Source organism: Vibrio ezurae NBRC 102218 (genome assembly GCF_000467185.1).
GTDB classification, from domain to species: Bacteria; Pseudomonadota; Gammaproteobacteria; order Enterobacterales; family Vibrionaceae; genus Vibrio; species Vibrio ezurae.
In genome coordinates this window covers 37,314-53,067 of sequence record NZ_BATM01000025.1, presented here as the reverse complement: position 1 = coordinate 53,067, position 15,754 = coordinate 37,314, and the positions used below count along the sequence as shown (strand labels likewise).

The following is a 15,754-nucleotide window of genomic DNA, read 5'->3' as shown; positions in this document are numbered from 1 at the left end:
AAAGCAACCTAAACGAGCACAATGCATGACACAAGCGACTGACTTTGAGCCTATTTTTGAGCACTTCATAAAGCAAAACTCTGACCACGATCTTGCCCATGATCTCACGCATATCAAACGGGTCGTCAACACCGCAAAAGTACTTGCACATCAAGAACAAGCGGATCTATGGATAGTAATACCCGCTGCCTATCTACATGATTGCTTCAGCTATCCTAAAGATCACCCAGAAAGGCATCTCAGCTCTTTACTTGCCGCTGACAAAGCTCTGCAATTTTTACTCTCTATTGAATACCCAGCGCACACTTATCAAGCTATTTATCACGCCATTGCCGCGCACAGTTTTACTGCCAATATTACGCCAACCACAACCGAAGCACAGATTGTTCAAGACGCCGACCGATTGGATTCTCTCGGTGCTATTGGCATAGCACGCTGCATTCAAGTCAGTTGCAATTTGGACAGCCAATTATATTCCGCACACGACCCTTTTGCAGAAGAGCGCGAGTTAAACGATCAGCACTATGCTATCGACCATTTCTTTAGCAAGCTATTTAAATTACCCGAGACCATGAATACCGTATCAGGTAGAAAGGAAGCCAATAAACGCGTTATTTTCATGCGCCAATATCTCAATCAGCTTAGACAAGAGATCGGCGGGTTTTGACCATTGATATTCTTCAGATATAAAATGACCGCCCACAATATTGGGGCGGTCATTAAAAAGTACAAAAAACTCAAGATTATTCAGCGACTATCTCTTGTATCGAAGACGAAGCCTGTTGTTGAGCGGTTTTCAATATACCTAACTCATGTAATAGATGCTTCACCAAAATTGCATAGATAAACATCATCGGCAGCCCTGCCACCACACACAGTGATTTAATCGTATTGATACCACCACCGGCCAAAAATACGCTAAAACTGATCAAGGCAATGGCACCTGCCCACAATAGCTTCACCTTATTGTCCGGATCGCCATTGAGCTCTAATCGATTGGTCGTCAGCATTGCCGTTGCAACGCTGGCACTCGACATGGTGGTGAGCATCAAGAAGAATTGAATCACCAAAAACACGCCTAAAATAAACGATTTAGCTGGCAAAGTTTTGATCAGTGATACTACAGCAAAGGTCAATCCTCCATCGCTCATCCATTGCTGAACAGGCAAGCCACCTAACATTTGAGCCCACACAGCGTAACCACCAAAGATGGAGATAAAGAACGCACACCCTAAAGAACCCATTGAAATTGTAGATAAAATGACTTGACGGATCGTACGGCCTCGGGATATTCGAGTGATAAACAGTCCCATCATGATGAGATACGCGTAGTACCAGAACCAATAATACTGAGTCCAACTTTGGGGGAAACCGCTTTGCTGTACAGGATCAGTCCACATCGACATTCTGAAATAGCTGTCAAACATCACGCCGATAGAGTCAGTAAAGTTGTTCAAAATAAATTGAGCATTGGTAGAAAACAGCACAAATAAGGCAAAGCCAATCGCCATCAATACCGTATAGTCTGACACTTTACTGATGCCTTTGTTAAAACCAACCAACATTACGCACAGCAGCACCACCACAAACAGCAAAATGATCCCACCTTGTAGTAACAAGCCGTTTTCGATACCAAACAGATCGGCAGCGCCTGTACTTAACAATGTCACAGTTAACGATAACGAGCTGGCAAACGCAGCCAATGTACCGAAAATGGCCAATAGATCGATGGCTTTTGCGACGATAGGATTCGTACCCACCACCGACTCACATAAAGTGGACAACTTTAATGTACGTTGTTTTTTAACATAAAAAGCATACGCGAAAGGAATCGCAGGGAAGCAGTAAATTGACCAACCCGTAATTCCCCAATGGAAAATAGAATAAGTCACCGCCCACGCGGCCGCAGAGAAACTGTTTGCTTCGGCAAATAAAGGAGGAGCCTGCAAGTAGTACATCGGCTCACCGATACCCCAATAAATTAGAGAAGCACCAACACCTGCCGTAAAAATCATACCGCCATAAGTAAAATTACTGTATTCGGGCTTCTCTTCACCCAGTTTAATGTCGCCGTGCTTTGAAAAGGCAAGCCAAAATAGAAACGCAACTAACGCTAAACTGGCAATCTGCACTAACCAACCAAACCAATTGGTCACAAAAGTCATCGCCCCGCCGGCCATAGCTTGTGACTGTTCTGGAAATAACGCTGATACAAACAACAACACAATCACTAAAACTATGGCAGGAATAGCCAGCCCAAAATTAAGATTCTTCATCGTTGTCTCTCCATTTTGCTAACTCAGCAATATGAGAAGGTTGAATACCGCAACATCCACCGATAATCCGAGCACCGGCTTGATACCAAGTTTTAGCAAGCGCTAAATAATCACAAGGGGAAAGTTCGCGCATCGACTGTATTGTATCGTTCGCTTCGTGCCCTTCAGTAATTGGCGTAAAGCTATTTGCAAAAACACCAATCACAGTATTTGCGCCTGTTTCGTTAATGACGCTTTGCACTATAGTGATCGCTTGTTCCATCACTTCAGGAACAGAGCAATTAAAGAAAATACCTTCAACACCAGCACGACATGCTGCGCGTGCGGCATCAATCACGAGCTCTCCCGAGCGTAGTCTAGCCTCAGTAGACACATCATCTTGCAAAGTAAAAGAGTAGTAACAAGGCTTATCTGTCGCAGAGAGAACCTCACTGATCATTTCAAACTCAGCAATGCTCGCCACAGTTTCAGCTAACCATAGGTCCACATTCTCATCTTGCGCATCAAATAATGTTTGCGAAATAGTACGAGCTTCATTCACTTCAAACAAATCAGGGCGATAACTACCAAAAGCGGGAGGGATAGAACCTGCGACAAGCACTTTTGTTTTGCCCTTATCAGCAACTTCTCTTGCAATAAATGCCGCTTTTTTTGCCAGTTCAAATCCTTGGGTTTGATAAAGCTCAGCCCCCAAATGAAAAGGAACACATGCATAGCTGTTAACCGTCAGGATTTCGGCTCCGGCATCCACAAAGCTTTGATGCGCTTGAGAAACATGTTGAGGGGACTCAATTAATGCTTGAGCACTCCATAATGGTTGTGAAAAGGGAGCGCCAATTCGCTTAAGTTCCCTGCCCATTCCACCATCAAGGATGGTTAAATCTTTCATTTTAAAGGTTCCATACAACTTTAACTGGAAACCTTGCATTAAATACAATTATCTCTCGCCAAGGTAGTGAAAGATCTTCAGGTTCTATATGAGCGAATTTCATGATGAGCATTTTTCTACATCTATCCGCTCAACCTCAAACCGTATAACAAAAAACACGCGTATGATTCACAACCTCTAACAAAGTTTTAAATGAGAACCGTTTCGAATCGCATTTTTTATTATTAAAATAAAAGGAGATAAAAATGTTGGCCTCACATCACAGAAGTGGAATGTAATTACCCATATAAAAGGCATGTAAATAGTAAGGTTTTATGCATAAAGTCACTCAGAAATGAAGTGCTTAAAATAAGTCTTTAGAAAATTTAAATTTAGATTTCAATAGCTTATAAGAATAAAAAGTGGCTTTTTTCAGGGAATTTTATTCAAAAAAACTATACAAACACAAAGGTTAATGATATATTGTATCAATAATTAGCAAGGCGTTTATTTATGTAGCTTATGGTTACGCTGTTAGATAAATACCAGCTGTACTTACAACAATGAAGGTAATAAAGATGACAAAAAAACTGACAACTGCTGCTGGCTGTCCTGTTGCCCATAACCAAGATGTACTTACTGCAGGTAAGCGTGGTCCTCAACTTTTACAAGATGTTTGGTTTTTAGAAAAACTGGCACATTTTGACCGTGAAGTAATCCCTGAGCGTCGTATGCACGCTAAAGGTTCTGGTGCATACGGTACATTCACTGTTACTCACGACATCACTAAATTTACCAAAGCTAAAATTTTCTCAGAAATCGGTAAAAAGACTGACCTATTTGCTCGTTTCACTACCGTTGCCGGTGAGCGCGGTGCTGCTGATGCAGAACGTGATATTCGTGGCTTCGCACTAAAATTCTACACAGAAGAAGGCAACTGGGACCTAGTTGGTAACAACACTCCTGTTTTCTTCCTACGTGATCCACTAAAATTCCCAGATCTAAACCATGCGGTTAAGCGTGATCCAAGAACGAACATGCGCAGCGCTGAAAACAACTGGGATTTCTGGACTTCTCTTCCTGAAGCACTTCACCAAATCACTATCGTAATGAGTGATCGTGGTATTCCAGCTAGCTACCGCTGCATGCACGGTTACGGAAGCCACACATTCAGCTTCGTCAATGCTGACAACGAAAGATACTGGGTTAAATTCCACTTCAAAACTCAGCAAGGCATCAAAAACCTAACTGACCAAGAAGCACAAGAATTGGTAGGTCAAGATCGCGAGAGCCATCAAAAAGATCTATACGAAAGCATTGAAAATGGTGATTTCCCTAAATGGAATCTACAGGTTCAAATCATGCCTGAAAAAGATGCAGAAACTGTATCTTACAACCCATTTGACCTAACGAAAGTATGGCCACATGACGACTACCCTCTGCATGATGTTGGTGTGTTTGAACTAAACAAAAACCCACAAAACTTCTTTGCTGAAGTAGAACAGTCTGCATTTAACCCTGCAGCAGTTGTACCGGGTATTGGTTTCTCACCAGACCGCATGCTACAAGGTCGTTTATTCTCTTACGGTGATGCTCAACGTTATCGTTTAGGTGTAAACCACCACCAAATCCCAGTAAACGCTCCTCGTTGTCCTGTACACAGCTACCACAGAGACGGTGCAATGCGCACAGATGGTAACTTTGGCTCAACTATCGGTTATGAACCAAACCAACACAAAGAGTGGGCTGAGCAACCTGAGTTCTCTGAGCCACCTCTAGAGCTACAAGGTGTTGCTACACATTGGGATCACCGCGAAGATGACGATTACTTTACCCAAGCAGGTAACTTATTCCGCATCATGACAGCTGATGAGCAACAACGTTTGTTTGAAAACACTGCGCGCGCAATGACTGGTGTATCACTACCAATCAAACACAAACACATTAACCACGCGCTACAAGCAGATAAAGCTTACGGCGAAGGTCTTGCAAAAGCGATGGAAATCAACATCGAAGATATCAATCTATAAGGGAGGGATCTTATGTTTGAAGAACTCTTTCAGATCTTTAGCCTAGAAGAACGTTTTTTGATTCTATGGTAAGCGTTTAATCTAAAACGTATGACTAAGCCCCACAAGCATAATGCTTGTGGGGCTTTTACGTTGAATCAAAGAAAGTTTCCGCAACTGGTTATTAACGGCTATGAGCCAAAAATAATCGAAAATAATCGAAAATAATCGAAAATAATCGAGACACCCATAACAAATAATCAAGACACCCATACAAAACTCGTATACCAGCAAATAATCAAGACACCCATACAAAACTCATATACCTGACAACGAAAATCTTAATGATGAAATTTAGGGTGGTGCATACTAGAAAGTGGATGTCCCGTTTAATCAATAACTGATTAAACATTACGCCTATGAGTCATAAAAAATATGGGTGTCTCTATTAATTAGCCTAAATAGAACACGGAGAATAGTAAATCTCATAAAAAATCAAATATTTAGAAACGCAAAGTTTCAAGATAAAGCTCAAGATAGATAATGCTAAAATCATGGGTGTCTCTATTAATTATCACCCATCAAAAACTCGGATGCCTAAGAACGGAAATCTTAATAAAGAAATTTAGGGTGACGCATCTAAAAAGTGGGTGTCCCGTTTAATCAATAGCTGATTAAACATTATGCCTATGAGTCATAAAAACTATGGGTGTCTCTATTAATTAGCCTAAATAGAACACGGAAAATAGTAAATCTCATAAAAAATCAAATATTTAGAAACGCAAAGTTTCAAGATAAAGCTCAAGATAGATCATGCTAAAATCATGGGTGTCTCTATTAATTATCACTCCTCTACCTTCAGGACTATCGTATGTCGAATATTGTCTATATTGCCACTAGCTTAGATGGTTACATCGCCGATAAAAACCACCAGATTGACTGGCTTCATGATGTGCCTAATCCAGAGCAATCTGATTTTGGCTTTGCTGATTTCATGTCGCGGATTGATGCATTGGTAATGGGGCGAAATACTCTAGAAGTGGTGCTGAGTTTTGGTATAGATTGGCCTTATACTAAGCCTGTATTCGTACTCAGTAATACACTAAAAAAGCTGCCGAAAGAGTTGGAAGGAAAGGTCTTTTTAGTTAATGGAAAACTGCACCACATCATTGATAACTTAAACCAGCAAGGGTATGAGCATCTTTATATTGATGGCGGAAAAACCATTCAGAGTTTTTTAGAGCAAGATCTGATCGATGAATTGATTATTACAACCATTCCCCTTCTTTTAGGTGGGGGAATTTCACTATTTGGTGACCTTGATAAACCACTCGCCTTTCAGCATATACAAGCAGAAAGAATGGCGGATCATATCGTAAAAAATACCTACCTCCGCATACGATAATCTTGATAATAGGGGGATGCCCTAAATATCTCCCTATCCAAAAACCAGTGTCTAATCTAGCTGCTCGTCATCCACAGACAAATAATACAGATGATCAGAATGCAGCGTATTTCCTATCATAAAGGCGTCAGGAATCGTTCTCATCAAGGCAAAGCCTGCTTTTGTTAATACTCGCTCTGAGGCGGTATTTCCTTCCGTAACAACCGCTGAAAACATATTTATTTTATGAGTTTGAATCGCCCAGTTAATCACGGCCTGCAATGATTCTGTCGCGTAACCCAAACCGTAAAATTGTGGTAACAACATGTAGCCAACTTCCGCAATATCCCCTTGAAAGCAAAACCCCGTCACCCCCACTTTTTCATTGGTGTCTTTATCTGTAATCACCAAGCAAAGCCAGTGCGTGGACTGTTTAGTCCACGCTTGAGTACGAAGTTCAAATTTGTCTTTGAGCTCTTTCATGCTTGGCACATCATAACAAAGCGACATGACCTCAACATTGGTATGTAAATCATGAAACAAGTGCCAGTCATCTGCTGCTAGTAGGGATAATTTTAGGCGAGGAGTTTGAATATCCATGAATTGAACCTGATCATGCTATCGATGGTTTCAATAAACCATAAACTCAATGATATTGGAAATATTGCGAATAATTTAATGAGTTATTCGGCTCTTACCCCGTAAATAATCTATTATAAAATGAATTGTTTACCCAAATGGATCAAGTATTTAGATGAGATATTGCTTCGTACTATTAACAATGCTTCTAAGTGGCTGCACTACCCCAAACAACGCGTTGTTAAAAGAGGCACAAGATGTGCAAGTTCGCACTAATAACGTCCCTTTAATTCAAAACTGTCAATGGGTAGGCGAAGTCATTGGCAGTGAGGGGCATTGGTACAGCTACCTTTTTTATAACAATGACGTACTTGTTCGTGGCGCAATTAATGACATCAAAAACAAGGCCCATCAAATAGATGCCAATACCGTGGTATTACTTAGCCCGCACTATTTCAAAACCTCAGCGACATTAGTCGGAACAGCATATCATTGCCCGAGTCACTAACGGTCCCGTTAACTTTCTTCTGAGTCTTGCGCTTTGGCGGCGTCCCTTACTGCCCAAACACACAGCCCCATCATAGTAAACGGAATGGCGGCTGCAATATATTCTACCCAACCAAATTGCGCTAATATCGGCGATAGTATGACGTGACCAAAAATAGATAAAAATGCCACGATGAGCATAGCAATAATAATTCTTATCTGGCTTTTATGTGCTTTAGTTGTCACTCAATCATCCTTTTGTATTATTGCCTTCTGGCCTTAATCTACCGCCACTAACAAGCGGAGAACCGCATTTAGTCATACTAGATTAACCACAGCCGTACTCAAACAAAATAACGCTAAGTTGTTATCTAGATTGGTTAAATACTCCCTGTTGCATCAAATCCCCTATACTAAGACACTCTATAAACCCACAATGACGATTGCTCTTATCTTTGCCACCCCAAACGCAATTTATTCGTTTACACTAAATAAACTTAGCCAGAAATCATCCATAAAAGGAATAACAATCCATGACAACGAGTAACCGCCAACTGCTCTTAGCCTCTCGCCCTGTCGGTGCCCCAACGCCAGAAAATTTCCGTCTAAACACGACTTCTATTCCTAGCATTAGTAATGGTGAAGTATTACTGCGCAGTGTGTACTTATCTCTCGACCCCTACATGCGCGGAAGAATGAGCGACGCTAAATCTTACGCAGATCCCATTGCCATTGATGATGTCATGGTGGGTGGCACTGTTTGTCAGGTTACTCAGTCAAACAATAGCGAATTTACCGTAGGTGAGTGGGTACTCGCATACACTGGATGGCAGGATTATTGTGTGTCTAACGGTCAAGGGTTAGTAAAACTGGGAATGAATCCTGAGCACCCATCATTTGCCCTTGGCGTTATGGGAATGCCCGGCTTTACTGCCTATATGGGGCTATTAGATATTGGTCAGCCTAAAGCAGGAGAAACCGTCGTGGTAGCCGCAGCAACTGGCGCAGTCGGCTCTATGGTGGGCCAAATTGCTAAAATCAAAGGCTGTCACGTAGTAGGTATTGCAGGCGGTGAAGAGAAGTGTCGTTTTGCGGTTGATAAACTCGGCTTTGATGCTTGTATCGACCATAAAGCGGATGATTTTGCCGAGCAACTCACGAAGGCCTGTACTCAAGGCATCGACGTGTATTTTGAAAACGTCGGCGGCAAAGTCTTTGACGCCGTTATGCCTTTGCTAAATAGCTGTGCGCGCATTCCTTTATGCGGCTTAATCTCGCAATACAACGCCACATCTCTACCGGATGGCCCAGATAGAATGTCAGCGCTGATGGGACAACTATTAGTCAAACGCATTAAGATGCAAGGGTTTATCATTTTTGATGACTACGGCCATCGCTACCCAGAATTTGCCCAGCAAATGATGACATGGCTAAGCGAAGGCAAAATCACCTACAAAGAGCATCTAGTCGAAGGGTTAGAAAATGCCCCGCAAGCCTTCATCGGACTACTTGAAGGTAAAAACTTTGGTAAGTTAGTGGTGCAAACGAACCAACCTATCTAATTGCCCTATCTCGGCAATGGTATTGCTTAGCTCAAGGTTAATCACTATGGCTATAACTGGCCTTAACCTTGAGCTAAAAATGAGTGAAATCAGCCACTTTCGAACACATTCTCCATCAAACAAGACTTGATCTTATGAGTCGTAGGATCTGTTTTATTGGTACTGTCATTGGCGTATTCAATTTCACTCAATAATCCATCGCCTTTAATGGTGATATTTTTAATCCCCATTCGCTTGAGATCTTCCACTGAGTAATACCAGCCATCGGTTTTTTGCGCCAGTTGACAACTGTTTTTTGTGGTTTGTCCATAGGTAGTGATGTTCTGATCAACGCCAACAGTGTCAAAGAATCGCGTTTCTTTCTCTCGCAACATAGCAATGTAATCCATAAATACCGCGCGCGAGCTCTTTGGTATGCTATGAGCCCACAATTCATCTGGTTGCATCGCGCCGCCATGCCAACCTAGCAACGAATTCGCATCAATAGTGACGCTTTTTGCGGCGGGAAGCACATAGTTAGCGCAGGCAGAAAAGCATAGCTCCCTTACTTCCACATCCCAGTTGTGTTCTTTGATAAAGAAGCCCAATTCTATGCCCGCAGACATGTCGCCACCTTGACTGGTAATGGCTAGCTTTTTCACTTGTGTATTACTTTCTCGGACAGCTCGCAATGCTTCAAGCACTGCTTCTCCTGAAATCATGCCATCGTAAACGAGCGTATCACCATCAACAAAAACTTTATGATCAGGGACATAGATAGGAATGCTTTGACAGCCTGCAATAAGAAATATCACGCTGCAAGTTATTGTTTTTGCGAACTTCATGCCACCTTCCTTTATTTTCGTTCAATCCTTCATCCTAAAGACTAGGAAAATCAGGGGCAAAAATAGTATGAAAAAGTTACGATTTGCTCACAATTAAACCAACAAAAAACACATGTACCATAAGCACATGTGTTTTTAAAATCACGTAAAGACTGTATTTGTCTTAGTCGATAAGAGAGCGAACATATTGTTCAATGTCTGCATCTTTGCAGTTATTAAAAAAGCACTCTTGGAACTGAGTGCTGCCTACGGCTTGTTTGACCAACTGTTGGTCGATAGCACGCAGTGACGAAACAACATCCTTACAAACTGCGGATTTTACTTCATTTAAAATCGCCGCATTCGCTTGTTGCGGCGCCACACGTTCAATTGGGTAGCCTTCACCACGAGCGCCAGTGAACGCTTTTTCGAAGATATAACGAACATTAAGTTCACCCGCCCAACCAAAGCCTTTGGCAAACGCTAAAGCAATGGCATTGCCGTTGTTGATTTGGTTAAACAAGAACGCATCTGACGGTTCTAAACAGTAGCCACACACAACGCCAGGATGCAGGTTACTCGCCATTAACGCACCTTGACCAGTTCCGCAGCCTGTGACCACAAAGTCTACCGCTTTTGAGTTAAGAAGGATGCTCGCCATAATACCAAGGTGAATGTAAGTGAGGTGATGATCGTTTTCATCAGTCATACCCACATTGAACACATCGTGTCCTAAACCACCAGCCACATTATTGAGCTCGGTTGCCACCATGGCATTTTTTTGAGCTTGGCTATTTTCCATCATCAGTGCGATTTTCATTTGTTACTCCTGCAGTAAACTGCGATAAATTTTTTACTTATATCATTCTAAACTTAACGAGATAGCCAACCACCATCGACGGCAACAGTATAGCCATTCACATAATTCGAGGCGGCCGAGGCTAAGAACACACAAGGGCCGGCAATGTCTTCTGGTTTGCCCCAACGACCTGCGGGAATACGCTCTAATATCTCTTGATTACGTTTTTCATCAGCGCGCAAAGCGTCAGTATTGTTAGTCGCCATATAGCCCGGAGCAATCGCATTTACGTTAATATTATGACTGGCCCATTCATTTGCCATTGCACGGGTTAATCCCATAATGGCACTTTTAGATGCGGTATAAGAAGGCACTCGAATGCCTCCTTGGAACGAAAGCATAGAAGCAATATTAATGATTTTTCCGCCATCACCTTGTGTAATCATCTGTTTTGCCACTGCTTGGGATAAAAAGAAGACGGATTTTGAATTGGTATTCATCACCTCATCCCAATCTTGCTCTGAAAACTCGATAGCATCATTGCGGCGGATAATTCCAGCGTTATTCACTAGCACATCAATACGCCCCAATTCACTGACAGCACGTTCAATAATAGTAGGGATATCATCAAGCTTCGACAGATCAGCTCGAACATCCACAAATTGACGACCAAGCTGTTCAACACTTTGTTTTGTTTCACTTGGGCATGATCGGTTCACACCAATCACGTCACAACCAGCGCCCGCTAGGCCAACCGCAATCGCTTGGCCTAATCCAGTATTACAGCCCGTCACTATGGCGACTTTGCCTTGCAAACTAAAAGAATCGAGAATCATGTATTGCCCTCAAGAAGAATATTTTTTAGTGGGTGTCTCTTTAATGAAGCTACTATATCAGTTTTTGAAACCGTATTTCAATTAAAAATGAAACGTTATTTTATTTTCCTCAAAAGAAGGTGAGCAGCCGATAAGGGCATAAAACAGAAATAGGCGTTTCTGGTGGATTAACCTGCGACCCTCCCATAAGAAGCCGAATCAACTGCCACTACCCACTTTGTGATACAACCCAACCTATTGAGCATCAACATAAAAATTTAATACCGCAGACACAAACACCACTCTATTATATTCACTATATGAATGTTATTTCCTATCATGGGACGCTAAGGAATTTTCTCGGAGTAAACACGTGTTCAATGTTGCCCGCTCTGAGAAGTCACGTTCGCCTATAGGTCTCTGCGCTACTAACGCTCTTACCGATTACAATGAACCAAAAGGATATCAATGAATGATTAGAAGAAAACGACTGCCTGCACTGTTGTTGACAGCATTAAGTTTAGGTTTGACAAGCACAGCCGCTCAAGCAACGTTTCAGTCTTCGTTAGAACATGGATTAACGTTCTTCTCTGATGGCACTCAGATATTGAAAAATGAAAGCAACACTGTGATTAAATTTAATGACGGTAATGTTGCCGATGATGAACAGGTTATTTCTAATTATGTAAACAGCGCCGATAGAGGCATAATTTCTTCCGTCGTACGTGACAACGATAACAGGGCCATTGATTTTAACCGTGTGATTATTACAAGGCCTATGTTGGGCACTGGAGCGTTAGATAATATTGCAGGGACAGAAGTGACCATCGTTTATAGTAATACTGGCAACGTTCTTGAAACCTACGATAGTACTGGTGAAGTTAGAAAGTACATACACATAGATGAAAACACTACCCATGTAGACAGCTCTATATATGGCTACTCTAGAAATAACGAAGAATGGTTAGCCAACGTATTTGCTGCGGTTAACCCGACAAATTAAGTTGTAAGTCAACGTTACCCGTTTCAAGTACTGACCTAACTTTTTATCTGGCTTTCCAAAAAAGTATTGCTCCTTTGTCGTAAATTTTTCGGCGAAGGAGCAAAGCATCCATATGGATTTTTATGCCTCAATCCCAAGCTTTTCTATAACCTAATTGTGAGGGCTTTGGCACTAAATGCTCGGAACTCTAAGCAAAATAAAGCATACTGCCACGCATCATACCAAGACCAACTCATTGTTAGAGCAAGCATGAACCCAATCAATATCAGCAAGCCTTTCACCCTTGCCAATGGCCAAGTGATAAAGAATCGCCTATTTAAATCAGCAATGAGTGAGCAACTTGGTGACAAGCAACACAATCCAAAATCTGGCATAGCCAAACTATATCAACGCTGGGCAAAAGGCGGGATCGGTCTATCGATGACAGGTAATGTCATGGTGGATAGAAATGCCCTTGGTGAACCTAAGAATGTGGTTTTAGATGAGCAAAGCGACTTATCGCAATTTATTGAGTGGGCCAATGCCGGAAAGCAAAATGACTCGCAGATATGGATGCAACTCAACCACCCCGGCAAGCAAATTCCTAAGTTCCTATGTGATAAGCCCGTTGCCCCTTCGGCTATTTCGTTAGGCGGTGGTCTAGAGAAAGGCTTTAATACGCCGCGCGCATTAACTGAAGCCGAAATTTACGAGATCATTGCTAAGTTTACAACTAGCGCCAAACTAGCCAAACAAACAGGTTTCACAGGAGTGCAGATCCACGGTGCTCATGGCTATCTTGTCAGTCAGTTTCTATCGTCACGCCACAATCAACGAGATGACAAATGGGGTGGTTCATTAGAAAACCGACTTCGATTTATATTGGAAGTGTACCGAGCAATTCGTAAAGAGGTCGGTAATGATTTTCCTATCGGAATCAAACTCAATAGCGCTGATTTCATGAAAGGTGGCTTTACCGAAGAAGAATCGATGCAGGTTGTGCAGGCTTTAAGTGCAAACGGCATAGACCTGATTGAGATCTCCGGTGGTACTTATGAAAGTCCGTCAATGATGGGGGCTAAAAATAAAAGTGAACCTGTAAAAGCCAGCACAATAAAGCGCGAAGCCTATTTTATGGATTATATGGTTAAGGTAAGAAAATTGGTCAGTACACCACTGGTGGTCACAGGCGGTTTTAGAACCGCGCCAGCAATGAACGAAGCATTAAGTACATCCGCGACGGACTTTATCGGTATTGCGCGCACCATGGCGGTAGACCCCGACTTCCCTAAAAAGCTCATCGAAGACTCTAACTATGGAATGCCTTTAACCGTACCAACAACCGGTAAGCCTGCGCTTGATAAAATAGCGATGGTGGGATTGGTATGGTATGAACACCAAATGCGGCGTATCGCCGATGGCAAAAACACTGACCCGAAATTAAGTGCGCTTAGTGTTGTAGTAAAAACCATTTTCAGCGCGGGATGGCATGCCTTCAGAAAACGCAGAGCATAAAGCCAGAATTTAGAGAATCAGCGCAACTCCTCAAATGACAGAGCTTAAGCAAAGCTCTGTCAATTAAAGACAAAGCCAGCTAATAACCCTCCCCCCTCATATGTAATCCAAGCGAATCCATGACCTACAAATACACTTGTTTCGTCAATCAGTGATATATCATAAATAGCCACCATAGAACCAATGATATGCATATCAGTCATTATTGATATTAGAAATAGGCATTGGTGCTTACCCTCAGTACGCCATAAACTCATTCGTACTTGCTAAGACAATGATTGCAGTTCATTAATAAGCATAAAATTTGAATCAACTGCTTATATTGAAAAATCGACAGTGGTTGCATCCTACTTAGAACGAATTGAGGTATTGAATAGATGAAAAAGTTTCTACTAGCACCAATCGCAGTAAGCATCTTAGGCCTGTCAACTATGGCATCTGCTGAAGTAAATATTAGCCGAGACAACTATATTCAAGCAGAAACCTCTAAGTATTTTGCAGTCACTGAAGCTAAAGCAACTGATGGCGTCAACAGTTGGAGACACTTTCGCACTCCGCCGTTAACTGAAGATCAGCCTATCGTGCGAATGAACCGCGACACTATTTACTCGACAGCAGTCATTGATACAGAAAAAGGTGCCACACTGACACTACCTGATTTTGGCGACCGCTTTGTAATGGTGCAGTTTACCGATGAAAACCACCAAACTTTTGACATGGTTTACACCAAAGGCAATGAAACCCTAGAAGTGCCAGACTCGACAAAATTCATGTTCGTGGTAGTTCGAGCTTATCTGCCAAATATTCATGACAAACAAGAAATCGCCAAGCTTAATAAGCTACAAGACCAGCTAGTTATCACCGCTGGTTCAAAAGACGACTACCCTATTTATGGTGGCTACGACTTACCTACTCTCGCCGCAAAGCTTGAGCCAGTGAAGAAAGTGATTTTAACCGAGATCGCCGCGGAAGGTGTGGCTGACTCGGAGAAGATGTTTGGTACAGGTGAATACACAACCGCCGAAAAGCGCATTCAAGGCGCCGCTTACGGATGGGGCGGAGCAACATTCAAAGACAATATTTATCAATACTCACCAAACTTTGAATCGACCCAGTGTCACTCAGTGACATTTGAAGACCCAAAAAACAAAGGCTTCTGGTCATTTACCGTATATAACGAAGACGGCTTCATGTTCAATGACGATGCAAGCGCTAACAGTGGTGTAGCCCAACCAAATGCAGACGACACATACACCGTGTACTTTGGATGTGACGAAGAAAAATACGGCGCGAACAACATTCCGTTGGATGGCTTAAAAGACGGTCAAAAGTGGAACGTGCTAGTGCGTCACTATGCGCCTACTACCGAGTTTTTGTATAAGGGGATTGACCCGAGTAAGGGTATTAAGCCGATGAAATAGTCAAGGGAGCTAAATCTACTGATAGAAATGGCTTTGCCTGCAATAGGGTTTTATTCTCTTATTGCAGGTTTAGTCGTTTTTGGCAAATTAGGCTGAATATCATTCCACTATTGTAATAATTATCCAATATAATCATTAACATCAATATAGAAAATATTCCTAATGTGATTTACTTACATTTAAAGTGTCAAATAATCAAGTAAAGTTACTGGTATTATTTTTCCAGACAGATGTTCTTATAAACTCTGAGCTAAC

General features: G+C 42.0%; 15 protein-coding genes. 8 read left to right on the top strand and 7 right to left on the bottom strand.

The genetic code is table 11. The features are described 5' to 3' along the window. Positions 1-25 precede the first annotated feature (25 nt). Positions 26-667, top strand: a complete 642-nt coding sequence (locus VEZ01S_RS09735) for an HD domain-containing protein (RefSeq protein ID WP_021713871.1) — start codon at positions 26-28, stop codon at positions 665-667. A gap of 76 nt (positions 668-743) precedes the next feature. Here VEZ01S_RS09735 and VEZ01S_RS09730 read toward each other — a convergent pair whose 3' ends face one another. Both VEZ01S_RS09730 and VEZ01S_RS09725 read right to left on the bottom strand, forming a co-directional pair. After that, the gene (locus VEZ01S_RS09730) at positions 744-2,276 is read right to left on the bottom strand and encodes a BCCT family transporter (protein ID WP_021713870.1); all 1,533 of its coding nucleotides are present in this window, start codon (positions 2,274-2,276) and stop codon (positions 744-746) included. Further along, on the bottom strand, positions 2,263-3,165 hold the full coding sequence (locus tag VEZ01S_RS09725) for a homocysteine S-methyltransferase family protein (protein WP_040890654.1): 903 nt from the start codon (positions 3,163-3,165) through the stop codon (positions 2,263-2,265). Before VEZ01S_RS09725 ends, VEZ01S_RS09730 begins: the two co-directional genes overlap by 14 nt. Positions 3,166-3,722: 557 nt before the next feature. On the opposite strand from VEZ01S_RS09725, the gene katE2 reads away from it, so the two are divergent. After that, on the top strand, positions 3,723-5,174 hold the full coding sequence (gene katE2 / locus VEZ01S_RS09720) for a catalase KatE2 (RefSeq protein WP_021713868.1): 1,452 nt from the start codon (positions 3,723-3,725) through the stop codon (positions 5,172-5,174). Between the two features lie 850 nt (positions 5,175-6,024). Further along, the gene (locus VEZ01S_RS09715; RefSeq protein ID WP_021713867.1) at positions 6,025-6,558 is read left to right on the top strand and encodes a dihydrofolate reductase family protein; all 534 of its coding nucleotides are present in this window, start codon (positions 6,025-6,027) and stop codon (positions 6,556-6,558) included. Positions 6,559-6,609: 51 nt separating this feature from the next. Here the strand turns inward: VEZ01S_RS09715 and VEZ01S_RS09710 are convergent, their stop codons facing one another. Next, positions 6,610-7,137 (bottom strand): GNAT family N-acetyltransferase, encoded by a 528-nt coding sequence (locus VEZ01S_RS09710; RefSeq protein ID WP_021713866.1) that lies wholly within the window; start codon positions 7,135-7,137, stop codon positions 6,610-6,612. 154 nt (positions 7,138-7,291) lie between these two features. Between VEZ01S_RS09710 and VEZ01S_RS09705 the strand changes: the two genes are divergently transcribed. Continuing rightward, positions 7,292-7,624, top strand: a complete 333-nt coding sequence (locus tag VEZ01S_RS09705) for a DUF4156 domain-containing protein (RefSeq protein ID WP_040890650.1) — start codon at positions 7,292-7,294, stop codon at positions 7,622-7,624. 8 nt (positions 7,625-7,632) lie between these two features. Here the strand turns inward: VEZ01S_RS09705 and VEZ01S_RS09700 are convergent, their stop codons facing one another. Beyond that, positions 7,633-7,848 (bottom strand): hypothetical protein, encoded by a 216-nt coding sequence (locus VEZ01S_RS09700; protein WP_021713864.1) that lies wholly within the window; start codon positions 7,846-7,848, stop codon positions 7,633-7,635. Positions 7,849-8,135: 287 nt separating this feature from the next. Here VEZ01S_RS09700 and curA point away from each other — a divergent pair, with 287 nt between their 5' ends. Beyond that, entirely contained in the window at positions 8,136-9,164 is a 1,029-nt protein-coding gene (curA, locus tag VEZ01S_RS09695) for an NADPH-dependent curcumin/dihydrocurcumin reductase (RefSeq protein ID WP_021713863.1), read from the top strand. 89 nt (positions 9,165-9,253) lie between these two features. Here curA and VEZ01S_RS09690 read toward each other — a convergent pair whose 3' ends face one another. From VEZ01S_RS09690 to kduD, 3 genes are all read right to left on the bottom strand, one after another. Beyond that, the gene (locus VEZ01S_RS09690) at positions 9,254-9,988 is read right to left on the bottom strand and encodes a hypothetical protein (RefSeq protein ID WP_021713862.1); all 735 of its coding nucleotides are present in this window, start codon (positions 9,986-9,988) and stop codon (positions 9,254-9,256) included. A gap of 163 nt (positions 9,989-10,151) precedes the next feature. Then, positions 10,152-10,787 (bottom strand): RpiB/LacA/LacB family sugar-phosphate isomerase, encoded by a 636-nt coding sequence (locus VEZ01S_RS09685; RefSeq protein ID WP_021713861.1) that lies wholly within the window; start codon positions 10,785-10,787, stop codon positions 10,152-10,154. A gap of 53 nt (positions 10,788-10,840) precedes the next feature. Beyond that, positions 10,841-11,602, bottom strand: a complete 762-nt coding sequence (kduD, locus tag VEZ01S_RS09680) for a 2-dehydro-3-deoxy-D-gluconate 5-dehydrogenase KduD (RefSeq protein ID WP_021713860.1) — start codon at positions 11,600-11,602, stop codon at positions 10,841-10,843. A 451-nt stretch (positions 11,603-12,053) separates the two neighbouring features. Here kduD and VEZ01S_RS09675 point away from each other — a divergent pair, with 451 nt between their 5' ends. The 3 genes from VEZ01S_RS09675 (at position 12,054) to VEZ01S_RS09660 (ending at position 15,499) form a co-directional block, all read left to right on the top strand. Then, positions 12,054-12,584 (top strand): hypothetical protein, encoded by a 531-nt coding sequence (locus tag VEZ01S_RS09675; protein ID WP_021713859.1) that lies wholly within the window; start codon positions 12,054-12,056, stop codon positions 12,582-12,584. Positions 12,585-12,833: 249 nt separating this feature from the next. Beyond that, positions 12,834-14,078 (top strand): NADH:flavin oxidoreductase/NADH oxidase family protein, encoded by a 1,245-nt coding sequence (locus VEZ01S_RS09670; protein ID WP_021713858.1) that lies wholly within the window; start codon positions 12,834-12,836, stop codon positions 14,076-14,078. A gap of 377 nt (positions 14,079-14,455) precedes the next feature. Further along, positions 14,456-15,499 carry a DUF1254 domain-containing protein gene (locus VEZ01S_RS09660; RefSeq protein WP_021713856.1) on the top strand — a complete coding sequence of 348 codons (1,044 nt, stop codon included), beginning with the start codon at positions 14,456-14,458 and terminating at the stop codon, positions 15,497-15,499. Positions 15,500-15,754 lie beyond the last annotated feature (255 nt).

Coding starts and splice junctions, on each gene's coding strand:
- VEZ01S_RS09730 (WP_021713870.1), bottom strand. CDS start 2,276: ATGAAGAATCTTAATTTTGGGCTGGCTATTCCTGCCATAGTTTTAGTG.
- VEZ01S_RS09685 (WP_021713861.1), bottom strand. CDS start 10,787: ATGAAAATCGCACTGATGATGGAAAATAGCCAAGCTCAAAAAAATGCC.
- katE2 (WP_021713868.1), top strand. CDS start 3,723: ATGACAAAAAAACTGACAACTGCTGCTGGCTGTCCTGTTGCCCATAAC.
- VEZ01S_RS09660 (WP_021713856.1), top strand. CDS start 14,456: ATGAAAAAGTTTCTACTAGCACCAATCGCAGTAAGCATCTTAGGCCTG.
- kduD (WP_021713860.1), bottom strand. CDS start 11,602: ATGATTCTCGATTCTTTTAGTTTGCAAGGCAAAGTCGCCATAGTGACG.
- curA (WP_021713863.1), top strand. CDS start 8,136: ATGACAACGAGTAACCGCCAACTGCTCTTAGCCTCTCGCCCTGTCGGT.
- VEZ01S_RS09705 (WP_040890650.1), top strand. CDS start 7,292: ATGAGATATTGCTTCGTACTATTAACAATGCTTCTAAGTGGCTGCACT.
- VEZ01S_RS09710 (WP_021713866.1), bottom strand. CDS start 7,137: ATGGATATTCAAACTCCTCGCCTAAAATTATCCCTACTAGCAGCAGAT.
- VEZ01S_RS09735 (WP_021713871.1), top strand. CDS start 26: ATGACACAAGCGACTGACTTTGAGCCTATTTTTGAGCACTTCATAAAG.
- VEZ01S_RS09690 (WP_021713862.1), bottom strand. CDS start 9,988: ATGAAGTTCGCAAAAACAATAACTTGCAGCGTGATATTTCTTATTGCA.
- VEZ01S_RS09675 (WP_021713859.1), top strand. CDS start 12,054: ATGATTAGAAGAAAACGACTGCCTGCACTGTTGTTGACAGCATTAAGT.
- VEZ01S_RS09670 (WP_021713858.1), top strand. CDS start 12,834: ATGAACCCAATCAATATCAGCAAGCCTTTCACCCTTGCCAATGGCCAA.
- VEZ01S_RS09715 (WP_021713867.1), top strand. CDS start 6,025: ATGTCGAATATTGTCTATATTGCCACTAGCTTAGATGGTTACATCGCC.
- VEZ01S_RS09725 (WP_040890654.1), bottom strand. CDS start 3,165: ATGAAAGATTTAACCATCCTTGATGGTGGAATGGGCAGGGAACTTAAG.